The organism is Bacillus salipaludis (genome assembly GCF_004358205.1).
Genome location: NZ_SMYO01000016.1, coordinates 1 through 14,848, shown reverse-complemented (window position 1 = coordinate 14,848; position 14,848 = coordinate 1). Strand labels below are relative to the sequence as shown.

Sequence of the window (14,848 nt, the reverse complement as noted above, 5' to 3'; positions counted from 1 at the left end):
GGCTCGATTGCTAAACAAAGTTAAAAAACACATTTTATTATTTGTTCCAAAACTCGTAAGTTTTTTAATACTACGAAAATATCAGTTTTTTCGCTTTTTTTCTATTTTGATTTCCATCTAAAAGTTAGTCTATAAAAAATGTACAGAAAGTTATATATCATTTAGACAGGAATGATCAAAGTTGAGTGAACTTGTTGGATACGCAAAGGGTAAGTATCTTAGATTAGGATTATTCCTTATAAGTTGAACAATTAGAAAAGTATGGATGCACTAAGATATTTCACGAAAGAAAAGTGGTAATAATGGCAGGCCCGAACTGAACAATGCCATGGAATATCTAAGAGCAGGAGACAAATTAGTGATTTATAAGATTGAACGTATGGCCAGACCAACAAGAGACTTACACGTTGTAAATTCTTCCCTTGCAGGTTTGGGCAGCTCTCAAAGTTTGCGGGGGTGTAGCTATTATGTTTCCGTGCGGATATAAAGAAAAGGCCAACCATTGTAGAAAAGTACCCGATCGCTGGTGGTATTTCTGCAAAATAGTTTTTAAGAAGGGCTTATCCTTACAATCAAAGTGGATTCTTTTTCATAAATTAGATTTAGGTTTCAATTTTTGTAAAAAAGTTTATTCGTTTCCTATCTAAATTACTCCACAATCGCGCCTTTTAATTGAATAACAACGGACTATATTTTATTGAATCATGGTCAACAAAGATCTTCATTTTATCTGTATAAGAACGCTAAGTTTCCATGTTTGTAATTTTGTCGAAAAGAAATGCATCATAATACTTATTCTCTATAAAATAGTGGTCCTTTAATCTTCCATGAAAGTCATATCTATTCTTTTCAAGTATCCGCGCAGAGCCAATATTGGCATGAACTAAATTATTAAAATTGGTTTTAGTAATCTTTATTGTGATGAAATTGAACTTGGTGTTACGCTTCTGAAAAATGCCTGGTCATAAAAACACCCCGTAACAATTACGGGGCAGTTCATTTTAACAGATATAATACCTACCTTCAAAATGAAAAGTAACCCTTTCACAAGTAATTATTCGTGAGCCACATCTAGTTGAGACAAAATAGAAGATATGGAAAGGTTATTATCTCAAAGCATGGACACTAAAGTCCTTTTAGAAAATACAACATTAAAAAACGGGTTTTTTCATAACTCTCGTTGGATTGGTAACATAACAATAATCGATTCTTTAAATAAGAAAAATGCTCTCAAACATCGAGGGCATTTTTTTCAGTCTAATTAATCATGTGTTTTTTCAAAATTAAAATCAAATTCACATTCTTCTAGTCTAACTACCTTTGTCTTCTTGATAAACTTAAATCCAAACCACAAGAGAAGGAAAAGCGGTATTCCTAAATAAGCGGCAATGACACTGCCCCAATCAATTTTGTCGCCAAGGAATGCTTGATAGTTTTGGGCTAATGTAACAATTAAACAAATAGATACCGCGAAAATGGGGCCAAATGGGAATAATTTTGCGCGATATGGCAGTTGATCGAGCGAATAGCCCTGGGCTAGATAAGCCTTACGGAATCGATAGTGACTTACAGAAATACCTAACCAGAAAATAAAACCGGTGATGCCGATCGAATTCATTAACCAAACATAAACAATACCGTCACCAAAGATGGAAGATAAGAAAGCAAGCATACCAATTGCAGTCGTTAAAATAATGGCCGCGAACGGTACTCCGCGCTTATTAAGCTTTGCAAAAATGCGTGGAGCTTGTCCTTCTTTTGCCATTGCGTATAACATACGAGTGGATGCATAAAGACTTGAATTACCTGCAGACAAGACCGCAGTCAAAATAACCGCATTCATGAGTGATGCTGCAAACGCAAGACCAGCCTTTTTAAATACAAGTGTGAATGGGCTCACCATTACATCATCACTTTGTAAATTCGGGTTTGTATAAGGGATAATAAGACCAACAACAAAGATGGCTAGTACATAAAAAATGAGGATACGCCAGAAAACACTATTGATGGCTTTTGGTATGTTTTTCGCTGGATCTTCACTTTCACCTGCAGCAACACCGACAATTTCTGTTCCTTGAAACGAAAAGCCGGCGGCAATGAAAATAAGAAAGGTACCTAGAAAACCTCCGCTAAAAGGGGCTTTATCAACTGTAAAGTTTTTAAATCCGATGACTTCTCCACCCATTATTCCAAAAATCATCAATAAGCCGATGACGATAAAAATCACAATGGCGGAAACTTTAATGAAGGAAAACCAATATTCCCCTTCACCATATCCCTTAACGGATAAATAGTTTAATAGAAAAATAATGGCTAAAAATGAGAAACTCCATAGTATTGATGGACTATTCGGAAACCAGAATTTCATAATCATGGTAGAAGCTGTTAATTCCGCTGCAATCGTCATGGCCCAGTTAAACCAGTATGTCCACCCTAACGCAAATCCAAATGCAGGATCTACAAACTTCGTTCCATAGGTACTAAACGCACCGCTTGTTGGCATAAAAGCAGATAGTTCTCCTAAGCTCGTCATAACAAAATATACCATCAATCCAACAAATGCATAGGCAAATAATGCACCACCCGGCCCAGCTGCGTGAATCGCAGAACCGCTGCCTAAAAACAAGCCTGTACCAATCGCTCCACCAATCGAAATCATCGTTAAATGCCGGGCTTTCAAACCGCGATTTAACTTCGGCTCTTCATTTCCTGAGTGTTGGGGAACTATCACTTTTTCTTCCCTTAATCCCATTTTCACATCACTCCTCCTCTTTATTTTTTTAGTACTTACAATATAACCAGTAATCTAACGTAAGTAAGTACCAATAAGTCCTTTTAACTTTCAGTTTTTTCCGAAAATTCAACCGATAATAATTGAATACCAAAGCACTTATTCAAAATTTTATTATGCAATTTTTATGCCAAAATTTCTAGTAAAAAATCCTTTACTAACAGCTGCCTTTGTCAAAAATTTTTTATTTTAGTGCAAAAATATTTTTAATTTTATAATTCATTTTGCATGTAGATGCAAAATTCCCCTTTGGCTGCTAATTTTGCCCTCTTCTGAAAGATTGAAGCCAACAAATGTTGACTTTTAGTGGGATAATTTCGTCCTCATTTAACAATTATTGAAGCCTTTAAATTAAACAAATCATAATCATTACGTTTTATATTGACAGAAATTTTAAAACATACTATATTTATAGAATTCAAATAGTAATCATTACGATTTGTGTCGACTATTAAAAAGGAAAAGGAGAGATTTTATTTATGAAAAAAGAATTTATCAAATCAATAATTGTGTTTTTCTTATTAGGTATAATCCTTACAGGCTGTCAAAAAGAAGCGGATTCACCTGTCGAAAATGCTTCCTCTGAATCAGAGCCTGCTTCTTCTGATTCCAATTCTGAATCTGCAGAAAGTACAGATCATACCCATAATCATAACCATATTCACGATGATGAAAAACAGAAAGAAATATATTCAGGGATATTTGAAGATGATGAAGTAGAAGATAGAGAATTATCAGATTGGGAAGGAGATTGGCAATCAGTCTACCCATACTTATTAGATGGAACTTTAGATGGGGTCTTACAGAAAAAAGCAGAAACAAAGAAAGATAAAACCTTTGAAGAGTACAAAGAATATTATAAAGTTGGGTATGAAACAGACATTGAACGAATCGTTATAAAAGATAATACGATAACGTTTTATAAAAATGGAAAAGGAAAAACAGGAGAATATAAGTATCATGGATACGAATTTTTAACTTATGAATCTGGAAATAGAGGCATTCGTTATTTATTTGATTTAGTTAGAGAAGCAGATGGAGTACCAAAATATGTTCAATTTAGTGATCATAGTATTTATCCAACAAAAACAGAACATTACCATATTTATTTTGGAGATGAAGATCATGTCACTCTTTTTAATGAATTAGACAATTGGCCAACCTATTATTTTTCTAATTTAAGCGGTGAAGGAATCGCAGAAGAAATGAATGCACATTAATTAATTTTATAAAACTGTTATTTAAATTGACAAACTTAAGGCTAGTTTTCTATGAGGGAAAATAAATAAAATTTAAATAGCCGCTCACTATTCAGTATGATAAAAACACCTCCTTGAATTGGAGGTGTTTTCTGTCATTTCCCATTAAAGAGCAAGAATTTGTTGCTTGAATGAATTCAACTTATACAAGTTTAGTCAATATCGTCGGATCAGCGATGGGCGGGATACTTTTTGACTTCAACATTCACTATCCTTATCTTTTCGCTGCTGTCATTTTGGTCATTGGTCTCGATATTACTTGTTATGTGGAAAGAAAAACAATTGTCAAAAGCTTAGCGGAATAGAATTAATCCCAATTATTTGGAAATGATAATACCCTAGACAAATATTCATTTGGAAAGACGAGGGATAATCAATTCAAATCCTTGGGTTATTTACATTTATTGTTGCTGTCTGGCGTTGGGGGGATTGGAGGAATTGGGAAAAGTACCAAAGTACCATTCTCTTTAAGATTACTTGTGCATTATTATATGAAGTTTTGACCTACAATTATCCTTTATGGGAATATAGTGATTTCGATACCTTCCTGCCAACTCATACATTAAATAGCCTTGCAATCACATTTGTAGGATTTACCTGTACTGTTCTACTATTTCTTTCCTGTTACCCTGAAACAAAAAAAAAAACAAATTTTCTATATTATTTTTTGGGTATTGTTAAACTCAGCAATAGAAATATCTTATCACCTAATTGGTTTATTTAAATATTATCATGGATGGAATTTTTGGTGGTCCGTTTTATTCAATTGTGTCATGTTTCCGATGTTAATTTTGCACTATAAGAAACCTTTAATGGCATATGCACTTTCTGTACCAATCATTATTGTTCTTTTACTATATTTTGATGTTCCTATTGATAAATTAAAATGAACAAAGTGTCAACCGAGATCTTAACAAGATTTAAATTTAGGGTATCAAACGCTGTTACTTAAAAAATCCTCTGTTCACTCCATATTGGAAACGAACAGGGGATCATCCCTTCCAATCCACATGCATCAAATCACTTCTCTATTTATTTTGGCTGCTGTTTCTTTTAACATTTCTACAAAAGTATGTTCGCGCTTTTTTTCAGCTACTTGATAAGCCTTATCTAGAACCTCTAACCACTCAACAATATATTTCCATAATTTCACCATTTGAATTACCTCCATATTTTTGTTGCATCTTTATTATCTCCATTTTGTTATATTTTTACAAAGTCGGTATTCCTTATGAAAGTGACCTTTATTGATAATGGAAGCGAATGAAAGCGAACGTCATGGTGTTCAATCTTATGATTTTGAAGTTTTTCTCTATTTCACTCATGTTTTTATAAAGATCTGTTGTATTGATAAAAATCTTTTAGGAAGAAGGCTTTATTAAATAGGAATATATGGATTAAGCTTACGGAAGCGTCCAAGAAAGAAGAGATTACATTAAACGTCACTTTTTTATAAATTTTGTACAATTTTTGATAAATATTGAATCCTATCCAAAAAATAGCCGGATTACCTTACGCTAAGATTCTCCGGCTTAGCTTGCATTTAAAATAATTTCCCTTCATAACTGTCGTCAGTTTTTTTCTTGGGATTTCCTCCTGGAGCTTTTCTTTAGATCTTCAATTTTGTCGAATTTAACGCTAGGATTAATCCCATTATTAATATTAACATTAGTATTTGATTCCTCAGCGTTGGCCTTACGGTCTGACGTCCTCGTTCCAAACGTTTTCTGCATGGCTAAAAATTTCCTCTGTTTCAAGTCTTCACTTTTTATCTTCTATTTTTATTATCCTGACTAATCCCTCTTCCTTGCTAACCGTTTGGTGATGGCACTTGGATTTTTTATCATATTTTGTCCGAGCATACATATAATAATAATTTGAATTTAACACATATTGAAATTAGAATTTTAATAAAAGAAACAGGAACAATAGAAAAATTTTCCTCAAAAAAGAAGAGCTACCCTTAAAGTTTTCTTTTATTGACTTGGATAATTGTGGACACTAAAATTTAACAGGTAACACACATCTAGGAGTGTAAAAATAGATATCAGAGGGAAGTGGAATCAGAAAATGAAGCAATACAATACGCGTGCCATCATGGCGTCGCTACTTATCTGCGGTTTCGTTGGCATGTTCAGTGAGACTGCTCTCAACATTGCGATTAGTAATTTAATGGTCGTCTTCCAAATTTCGGCTGCTACCGCACAGTGGTTGACGACGGGGTTCCTGCTTACTCTCGGCATTTTGATGCCGATGACTGGGTTGCTCCTCCAATGGTTTACAACCAGGCAATTGTTTATCGGTTCACTGGTTAGCTCCATCGTAGGCACATTGATTGCGGCTTTATCGTTCAATTTCGAAATGCTTATGGTCGCGCGAGTTCTTCAAGCGGTCGGCATGGGCCTGCTGATTCCACTTATGTTCAATACGATCCTCGTCGTATATCCACCGGAGAAGCGGGGGGCGGCGATGGGTTTCGTCGGACTTGTGATCATGTTCGCACCAGCCATTGGTCCGACCGTGGCAGGTCTTCTAATCGAATATTTAACATGGCACTACATCTTCTGGCTATCTCTGCCGTTTTTAGTGATAGGGCTTTTAGTAGGGCTGAAGTATTTAGAAAATGTTACCGAAGTCACGAAGCCTCGAATTGATCTACTTTCTGTCATATTATCAACGTTCGGCTTTGGCGGCATTGTCTTTGGCTTTAGTAAGGCGGGTGAAGGGGCGGAAGTCTGGACCAGCCCGGCCGTGGTCTCTTCCATCGCAATCGGGCTGGCTGCACTCGTGCTTTTCACATTGAGGCAGATATTTATGCGTGAGCCGATGATGGACCTCGGTGTTTTTAAGTATCCAATGTATATCGTTGGGCTGCTTATGGTACTGTCTTGTATGATGATAATCCTGTCAAGCATGATTATTCTGCCAATGTTTCTTCAAAACGGTATGAGACTATCCGCGTTTACTGCTGGGCTTATGTTGTTGCCAGGTAGTGCGCTTAACGGCATCCTGTCACCTCGCATGGGGAGTTTGTTCGACAAATATGGGCCGAAGTGGCTTGTTATTTCCGGCCTCGTCGTCGTCGCGATTATGCTATGGTGTCTTTCCAGCATATCTCCTTCATCTTCGATTGCTTTTATTGTCGCCTTGCATATCGGATTAATGGTCGGCATTTCCATGGTCTGGATGCCTGCGCAAACGAACGGCCTGAATCAGCTGCCGCCGGAGCTTTATCCACACGGTACGGCAGTCATGAACACATTGCAGCAGGTTGCGGGTGCGATAGGAACAACTATTGCAATCATTATCCTAACGAGCGGTATGGAGAAGTATAAGCACGTATCCTCTGCTCCAACCCAACCGACCGAGATGGCTAACGCAATGACGTTCGGCTCACAGAACGTGTTTTTGTTTGCAATGATCGTGACGCTGATCAGTCTGGTTCTAGCATTCTTTATCCGCCGCGTCATCGTCAACCATGCGGCAATGAATTCAATGCATTAATGTTTTCAAAAGGGAGCCTGCAACTGGCCCCCTTTTTTTCATCAATTATGTAAATTTACGTATCAATTAAGTGTGTCTATTATGCTCCGTTGGAGGCCCATATTTTTATAAAATAGGCAAATACCCAAAACTAAACTCCTCATATGCAGTATTGTATATACAAATAATTACCTTCAACCAGTATGTTTCCACCTCATTACCATTGTGCCTAAGCCAGGTAAGCTCCTGGCTTTTTTAATTTCTTCAATTATGATATGGGCAACATTTTAAATAGCCAAATTACATTTTCAATTCCACTTGTTTGACAAGTATTATACAAATTTAATTACAACGGATTTCATTCTTTTTCTTTAAGCCATTAACAAAATAAAAGAAAATGTGATTGACATAACTATACAAAATAATTATTCATCAATTTTTGGAACTGAGAAAAAGGTAATTATGATTACTATTAGAAAAATTTGCGGAAGTGTAAGCAATTAAAATAGTCTTTTGAATCACCTTTTCCTATCCATGTTTTTAATTAATGAGTAAATATCCTAAATAAGAATTATAGACTGTCAAGAATTAAAATTAAAATCATATTGACGAAGTTCTAGCACCATTAGTTTTTGTGTATTTGTTTAATATTTTAATTCCTAAATTAATGTACATATAATTCTTTCATTGACTAATTCATCGGATATTCAGTTGCAAAGGATGCAGCTTTGTTATTTGCTAACAGTTAGTCTAACGATCCATCCCCTTTTGTCTTTTCTTTTTCTTGTTCCGCTGTTCAAATTCGTCTTCCCTCCATTTTCGATCGGCTTCACGAATTGCACTTTCAAGAATCGAAAAGAAGTCGAAACCATTAGAGGAAATGAGTTTAGAATTTGGTATGGAATTGCTAAGACTATCCGATTGTAATTCCTCGACATTTTTATATGGTAGAACATTAAATATACGTTGAAGTTGATCAATTGTATCTTGGCCAATTTCATCCCTATATCTCATGCATTCATTGTAAAACATTTGTTTATAAGATTGATTTTGCAACTGGAAATCAGGATATTTGTTTTGTAAAAATTGATAGTTCGGATCATCACTATTTGATTCAATTTTATTGTTTTGAATGGAATACAAATAAGTGATAATCTCCTTTTGTTCTTCTTTTGAATATTTTCTTGGTGGGTTAATGAAATCTTTAGGAGTTAAATTTTTTCCATAAAACTCTTCTGCCATCACAAATAATTCTTTTTCTTCTAAGGTTAAATATTTTCGCCCATCCCAATTAGGATACATTTCACTAAGCTGATAATCATAAAGTCGATTTATCAACTCTAGAGATTTGTTCATATTTTCCTTTTGTTTCAATAAAAATTGCATTTGTTTTAAATCTTTATCAGAAGCATTTTTTATGGAAGCTGGATCAGCAAAATTAATTCCACTTTTTACTCTTAATTGTTCAAATTTCATCCCCGCATTTTGTATTACCTGTTGCAATGCTAAAACAAATTTAGGTCGGTTATTTAATAAAATATTTAGATCATTTTCAATCTGTTTTTTCTCTAATTCACGATATACAGTTTCAATATCATTAGTGCTTAACAATTTATTTTGCGAAACTGTAATATCAACAACTTCTATTTTCTGATCTTTTGTTAGCTCACTTTTATTTAATTTTGGATAATATTTATCCAGAAATCGATTGGCCTCCATTTCTAATATAAATTCATCTTGGTTTAAGATATCCGTTTCTTTTTCGATTCGATTTAATATTTTATATTTATCAATAGTATCCTTTTGAAATTCAATACGGGACTGCCATTTTTCCAACTGCAATTTTCTGGTGTTAATATTTTCATAGTTTACAAACATTCTTAAGCTTTTCGCTGTTTCACGCAGTTGCTTTTTTTCTATAGGAGTAAAGCGACGAACAAATTTTATTTCTCTTTCTTTCCTTTGTTTTTCTTTCTTCGCTTCTTTGAGTTCAATAATAGTTTTGTTGTATTCTTTCCTTGATTGATTTATTTGAATCCTGTCGGATTTTTTCCATTGTTTTGCATCTGCCTTGCAACAAATCCCTCATGGATAGTTGGCAGTGTTTCAATCCCTCTATCTTTATTTTACAAGTGAGTAATTCGCTCAGAAAAACCATTTTTCTCTAAATAACGATTTGCATAATGAGCCCACTGTTTTCTCCAATAAACCAATTTTTCTTTGGTATTCCAATCAGTTGTATGTAATGCTTTAACTTGTTCTTTACCTTCCATTATTTCTTTTACTTTCACCTGTTTATTTCCCCAGGTCCCATCTTCATTAAATGGACGAATCGTTAACATTACATGAAAATGTGGATTTTCCTCATTATCTCGGTGGATGGATAAATCAGCTACCATTCCATCGTTTACAAAAACTTCCTTACAAAATTCAATAGCTAAGTTCTCTTGTTCATCATTTGATAACTCTTTTGGTAATGCAACATTTATTTCACGTGCAAGTTGAGCATTCTATTGTTTTTCCTTTAACTCTACCTCATTCCAGAGTCTTTGGCGATCATAAACCCATTGAGGTGCATGGCGTGGCGCAAGAATATGAGTGATTGGCTTCACTTTTCTTTTATAGAACTTCTCCTCATTTGTTCTTTCATCTATCAATCTTTCACCAGAACGGTAAGCTGCAGCAGCTATTGTATTTTGCTGTTTTTTTCTTGAAATGATCTGATTTGAGAAATGATAGATAGCCATCGATATTACACCCCACATTCTTTTTAATACATGAGCGAAGCGAATTTTTTGGACGCGTCACGAGATTGGCTTCTTCAAAGAAGGAGCCAACGCACCATATCCTCGAAGTGGTATAGTGAAGCCAAAAAATTAATAGACTTACTTAAAGACCAGGTAAAGGTATATTCAGAAGTTGCTTCATCTAAAGAAAATCAAGAAGAGGACGAGGTTAAAATTTAATTCTCATGGGTGTTCAAAATGACAAAGGAAGATATACATAAACTTGAGAACAAAATTAAAGTCCTAGAGCAAAAAAAGAAAGCATTAGAATTTAAAATTTCAAATGAAAATCGAAGGTCAAGAACTAGAAGATTGATTCAAAAAGGAGCACTACTTGAAAAGTATTTAGAAAATGAAGAAGGTGTCCCAACAAAAGATACAGAAAATTTATTGAAAATTTTAGCAGAATATATAAAAAAGAATAAAGAAAGTATCAGTAGACAAATTCAAGAAATGAAAGAAGATACAGAAGTGTAATAATAAATTTTCTTTATTGTTATTGCGCTTCTTTTTTCATACCCTTCCTAGGTGCATTGAAATTGTAATTTATTATTAGATTAATATTTTATATTATTGGTGGTCTACTTTAACCTAGGGAATTATAAAAAAATCCAAATTTTGAAAATATATTTGAAGTTTTTTTCATTCTCATTCAGTTTAGAAAAGCAAACAATTATTCCAATTATTTTTATAATCTTAGTCAGAACTTTCCTTTACCCTCCCACACTACAAAAACTCACTCGGTTTTGATGTCGAACGGATTAATTAATTGTCGGCTCCCAAATTCAATCTACTTAGTTAGTCCTTTTTCAAATCCTTAATATTAAAGATGGATCATTACATAATATTTATATGTATTGAATTATCTATATCCGATTCAAAAACAATGACTCCTGTTCTATTTCATAACAATGTTATTTTTGGATTTTATTATAAATGCTCTGTTCTTTTTTTGCACAAACTCCAACCTTTGCAATAGTATTTCATTCTTCATCAATAACAATTTCCCCCTTTCCTTCTTCCCATGGCTTTCTCTTCATTAGGATTTCACAATTGCGAGCAGAACCATTCTCTTTTACTAATAAATCGAGTTCAACATGGATTGTAACGTTAAAACGTTTATACTCTATGCGACTTGAATAATTTGGTGGATATTTGACACTCTACCCAATATTAGGGAAAATATTTGAGATACCTTCTAAATTAGGCGGAGATTGTTTTTAATTTTATTCATTTGTTAAAGAGAAACGAAAAAGTTGCAAATGAAGAGAGTATTTTATTCCTATCGATTTGATAAATGTTGCTGTTGTTAAAAAATTGATCATTTGGTTGAAAAGAAATTCAGAGGATGCCCAAGAAACAATTAGTACACTAAAGAAAAAAAGTACTTTGGAGAAGCAAAAATAACCCTATGCAAAGGGGAAATATAGTAAATGGAAAAGATTAAAATAAGCGCATCCCAGCTTTTCGTACTAGTATTTTTATTTGAAATGGGTAGTTCAATCCTCTTTGGTCTAGGAGCAAATGCAAAACAAGATGCATGGATTACCATTTTATTAGGGTTAGCAGGTGGTTTGATCGTCTTCTTTATACACTATCGTTTGTTTCTTTTTTATCCAGAATTAATTCTAACTAGCTATATAAAAAAAATTGCAGGAAAATGGCCGGGCCAAATCATCGCGTTATTCTATATCACTTATTTTATCTATCTTACCGCAAGAGTTTTACGAGATTTTGGGGAACTTTTGGTAACGACTGTTTATACAAATACGCCGTTATTTGTCATCAATACATTGATGGTTCTGACCATCATCTATGGCATTCATAAAGGTTTAGAAGTAATCGCAAGAGTGGGACAGATTTATTTTGGCATTGTATATTTTATGGCCCTAATAGGATTTCTGCTAATTATTTTTTCCGGGTTAATCCATTTTGAATTTCTTAAGCCTATTCTTGAAAATGGCTGGAAACCCGTATTCAAAACGTTTTTCCACGAAACACTTGTATTTCCGTTTGGAGAAATAATTGTTTTCACGATGATATACCCACTTGTAAATGCATCGAAGAAAATAAAATTTGCTTGTATGGGCGGAATGATTTTAAGCGGGCTTAATATTACCATTACCGTGATTATTACGATGTCAACCATTGGTCCCGAGCTTTATACCCGCACAACCTTTCCGTTGTTAACAACCGTTTCAAGAATTGAACTAGCAAATTTTATTGAGCGGCTGGATGTTCTTTTTATGCTCTACCTAATCATTGGCGGATTTTTTAAAATATTACTGTATTTTTATGTTGCAGTAGCAGGTACAGCGGATTTATTTCAGTATAAAAAACTGGGAAATCTCGTGTTTCCAATTGGAATGATTGTTTTGTTTGCATCTATATCCATTGCATCAACGTATGCTGAGTTTAATAAAGAAGGACTTAAATTTGAACCAGTCTATTTAGATTTCCCTTTTCAAATTATCATTCCAAGCATCTTACTACTTATCGCATTCCTTCGAAATAGGAAGAAAAAATCCAATTCAAATATAAATTGAAAAAGCAGCCATTTATATTGCTAATGGCTGTTTTGCATATGAAATTATAGTTTTGTGATTTAACAGTGAATAAACACTCAACTCGTACCCCAATTCGATGTCTAATTTGCATTTGCAGATCTAACATGGCGTCCGATATTCCTGACTTCGAAGAAAAAAATATATAAGTAAATGTAATGATGGGGTTGGGGTGACGGCGAAGCTCACGAAGACCTTCGGTTACCATACGCTGCCTAAACTTTTTAAACAAATTTTTGAGGAACATCTATCATCAAAACATCCGGGAAAACTTCCCTTTTAGAGTACACATTTTATTTAGTTCTTTTAATACAATTCCCAATATTTAATATTTCTTTTTTGATTGCAAGTTTATTGATTCCTCTAATTTCGTTATAAAAAAAAGTGATTTTTCCTGCTAACTACTTTAAAGAGTTAGAAATTCAACTGCCACTTTTGACTTCATCTCTTCTTTTTTGACGTATAATCATAGGTTTATGCTTGCCTTTCTTCATTTCCTCCAAATACCTTGCCAAATAGTCATCTGTGATGCGATGGGGAACATATCCCAACCGCTGACGAAGAATATTTTCGAGAACAAACATTTTCCGAGTGATTTTTTCGTATTCTTTCCCGCTTTCTTCCTCGTTTTCTTTATATTCCTCTGTTTGACCGAGCTTTCGAGCTTTATAGAACACATTTAAATAATGATAAAGAGATACTCTTTCAGCTCTGGCGTACTTTAGCAAACTTAGTAACTCAAAAGTTGAAAGTCTCATAAGCTCAGGTGTAGTTTTGTCCAGATAAACTTCTAGCAAAAATCTCTTATTCGAACAGAAATTCTTTCATGATTGCGTTGTACTTGATTCAAATCTAAACGCATGAGACAAAATTCACAATAATATTGTTCTACCTGCTCAACCAATTCACTCCCACAATATGGACAAGTAATTACCTCATAGTCTTTCATATCATGTACCTCCCTATAATCGTATGAATCTATTTATGGTCTCCTTTCCTTAAGAGGAAGGCGACCGGTCCTTTGAGCTTTTGAGTTTATATATTACAGTTCTTTAGCCTTCCTCAATTTCCTCTATACCCAAAATATAATCTGCTGCTTTTTGTGCTTGTGCAGCTGCTTGGACAACCAGCCGACTATCTTCTTTTAACGAGCGAAGCCATGATTGGATATAACTAGCGCTATTCTCGAGAGTATTGTTATCAATTCCAGCTATTCCGCAAAGCATGGCTGCACCCATTTCTGCCACCAACTCTTCTTTCGAATAAACCTCATCGCCAAACGCTACATTTTGCGTTGTCACTCCTAGACGCGCTAATCGTCTTTTATGACCTGTACTGTGAATCATTTCATGAAATAATGTGCTGTAAAATTCTTCAGCTTTCGGAAAATCCTTTAATGGCGGGCAGTTGATTTTATCAACGGTTGGATAATAAACGGCTCTTCCTGAATAGAAGGTATAATCTGGTGAATTGTTGTATTCTTTAAAAATTTCTTCTGCTTTCTCAATTGGATCATGGTCAAAAGTTGTTTCTTTCTTTTTGCTTTTAAGCCCTTCCACTTGGTTGTTGATTTCAAATACACGGTAATACCGAAGGTAAGGTATTTTTTCGATATCTCGACTTTCTTCATTTTCTTTTTCAATCCACTTCCAGAAAACTACGATATGTGATTTCTCTCCTTTTTTTACCTTTCCGCCAGCATCCTGGATTTGCTTAAATGTCGCATATTCACCAGCTTCTAAAAGAAAAGTATTAATTCCTCTGTATGGACGCTGTGTCTTCCAGTTGACCGCTCCTCCATTGATCCACGGCTTACGTTAAACAGACTATATTTAGAAGAGAATACTTTGTCCAATTTGATGGCATATATCCTCTTTTTTAATACATATTGGAATCTATAACCAGATGTTGAAATGATAGTCTAATATGTATATAAAGATTAAGGAACATATGTTTTTTTGTTGG

The 14,848-nt window shown here is 34.3% G+C and carries 11 protein-coding genes and 3 pseudogenes; 7 read left to right on the top strand and 7 right to left on the bottom strand.

Going from position 1 to position 14,848, the window contains the following annotated elements; translation table 11 throughout:
- Positions 1-277: 277 nt before the first annotated feature.
- Positions 278-487, top strand: a complete 210-nt coding sequence (locus E2K98_RS32395) for a recombinase family protein (RefSeq protein WP_133338880.1) — start codon at positions 278-280, stop codon at positions 485-487.
- A 774-nt stretch (positions 488-1,261) separates the two neighbouring features.
- On the opposite strand, the gene E2K98_RS24265 is transcribed toward E2K98_RS32395, so the two are convergent.
- The gene (locus E2K98_RS24265) at positions 1,262-2,752 is read right to left on the bottom strand and encodes an amino acid permease (protein WP_133338878.1); all 1,491 of its coding nucleotides are present in this window, start codon (positions 2,750-2,752) and stop codon (positions 1,262-1,264) included.
- Positions 2,753-3,270: 518 nt separating this feature from the next.
- On the opposite strand from E2K98_RS24265, the gene E2K98_RS24260 reads away from it, so the two are divergent.
- The 3 genes and pseudogenes from E2K98_RS24260 (at position 3,271) to E2K98_RS32390 (ending at position 4,774) form a co-directional block, all read left to right on the top strand.
- Entirely contained in the window at positions 3,271-4,011 is a 741-nt protein-coding gene (locus E2K98_RS24260; protein ID WP_133338774.1) for a metal-binding protein ZinT, read from the top strand.
- A gap of 146 nt (positions 4,012-4,157) precedes the next feature.
- Positions 4,158-4,347, top strand: a pseudogene (locus tag E2K98_RS24255) (MFS transporter); the annotation flags it as partial.
- A 79-nt stretch (positions 4,348-4,426) separates the two neighbouring features.
- Positions 4,427-4,774 carry a CBO0543 family protein gene (locus E2K98_RS32390; RefSeq protein ID WP_407921229.1) on the top strand — a complete coding sequence of 116 codons (348 nt, stop codon included), beginning with the start codon at positions 4,427-4,429 and terminating at the stop codon, positions 4,772-4,774.
- A gap of 291 nt (positions 4,775-5,065) precedes the next feature.
- On the opposite strand, the gene E2K98_RS31180 is transcribed toward E2K98_RS32390, so the two are convergent.
- Positions 5,066-5,206: a hypothetical protein gene (locus E2K98_RS31180; protein ID WP_165976363.1), complete on the bottom strand. Its 141-nt coding sequence runs from the start codon at positions 5,204-5,206 to the stop codon at positions 5,066-5,068.
- Positions 5,207-6,120: 914 nt separating this feature from the next.
- Here E2K98_RS31180 and E2K98_RS24250 point away from each other — a divergent pair.
- Positions 6,121-7,554, top strand: a complete 1,434-nt coding sequence (locus E2K98_RS24250; RefSeq protein WP_133338772.1) for an MDR family MFS transporter — start codon at positions 6,121-6,123, stop codon at positions 7,552-7,554.
- Between the two features lie 729 nt (positions 7,555-8,283).
- Here E2K98_RS24250 and E2K98_RS24245 read toward each other — a convergent pair.
- A complete protein-coding gene (locus E2K98_RS24245) occupies positions 8,284-9,453 on the bottom strand; it encodes a hypothetical protein (RefSeq protein ID WP_268884135.1) in 1,170 nt (389 codons plus the stop codon).
- A 206-nt stretch (positions 9,454-9,659) separates the two neighbouring features.
- A pseudogene (gene mobQ, locus E2K98_RS31810) lies at positions 9,660-10,280 on the bottom strand (MobQ family relaxase).
- Positions 10,281-10,517: 237 nt separating this feature from the next.
- Between mobQ and E2K98_RS24230 the strand changes: the two are divergent.
- Both E2K98_RS24230 and E2K98_RS24225 read left to right on the top strand, forming a co-directional pair.
- Positions 10,518-10,796: a hypothetical protein gene (locus tag E2K98_RS24230; protein WP_133338764.1), complete on the top strand. Its 279-nt coding sequence runs from the start codon at positions 10,518-10,520 to the stop codon at positions 10,794-10,796.
- Positions 10,797-11,752: 956 nt separating this feature from the next.
- Positions 11,753-12,865: a GerAB/ArcD/ProY family transporter gene (locus tag E2K98_RS24225; protein WP_133338762.1), complete on the top strand. Its 1,113-nt coding sequence runs from the start codon at positions 11,753-11,755 to the stop codon at positions 12,863-12,865.
- A 440-nt stretch (positions 12,866-13,305) separates the two neighbouring features.
- Here the strand turns inward: E2K98_RS24225 and E2K98_RS24220 are convergent, their stop codons facing one another.
- The 3 genes and pseudogenes from E2K98_RS24220 to E2K98_RS32140 all read right to left on the bottom strand — a co-directional run.
- Positions 13,306-13,611, bottom strand: a complete 306-nt coding sequence (locus tag E2K98_RS24220) for a hypothetical protein (RefSeq protein WP_133338760.1) — start codon at positions 13,609-13,611, stop codon at positions 13,306-13,308.
- A gap of 324 nt (positions 13,612-13,935) precedes the next feature.
- Positions 13,936-14,442 (bottom strand): zincin-like metallopeptidase domain-containing protein, encoded by a 507-nt coding sequence (locus E2K98_RS24215; protein ID WP_235824923.1) that lies wholly within the window; start codon positions 14,440-14,442, stop codon positions 13,936-13,938.
- Positions 14,443-14,469: 27 nt separating this feature from the next.
- Positions 14,470-14,688 (bottom strand): annotated as a pseudogene (locus E2K98_RS32140) (ArdC-like ssDNA-binding domain-containing protein); the annotation flags it as partial.
- Between the last annotated feature and the right edge of the window lie 160 nt (positions 14,689-14,848).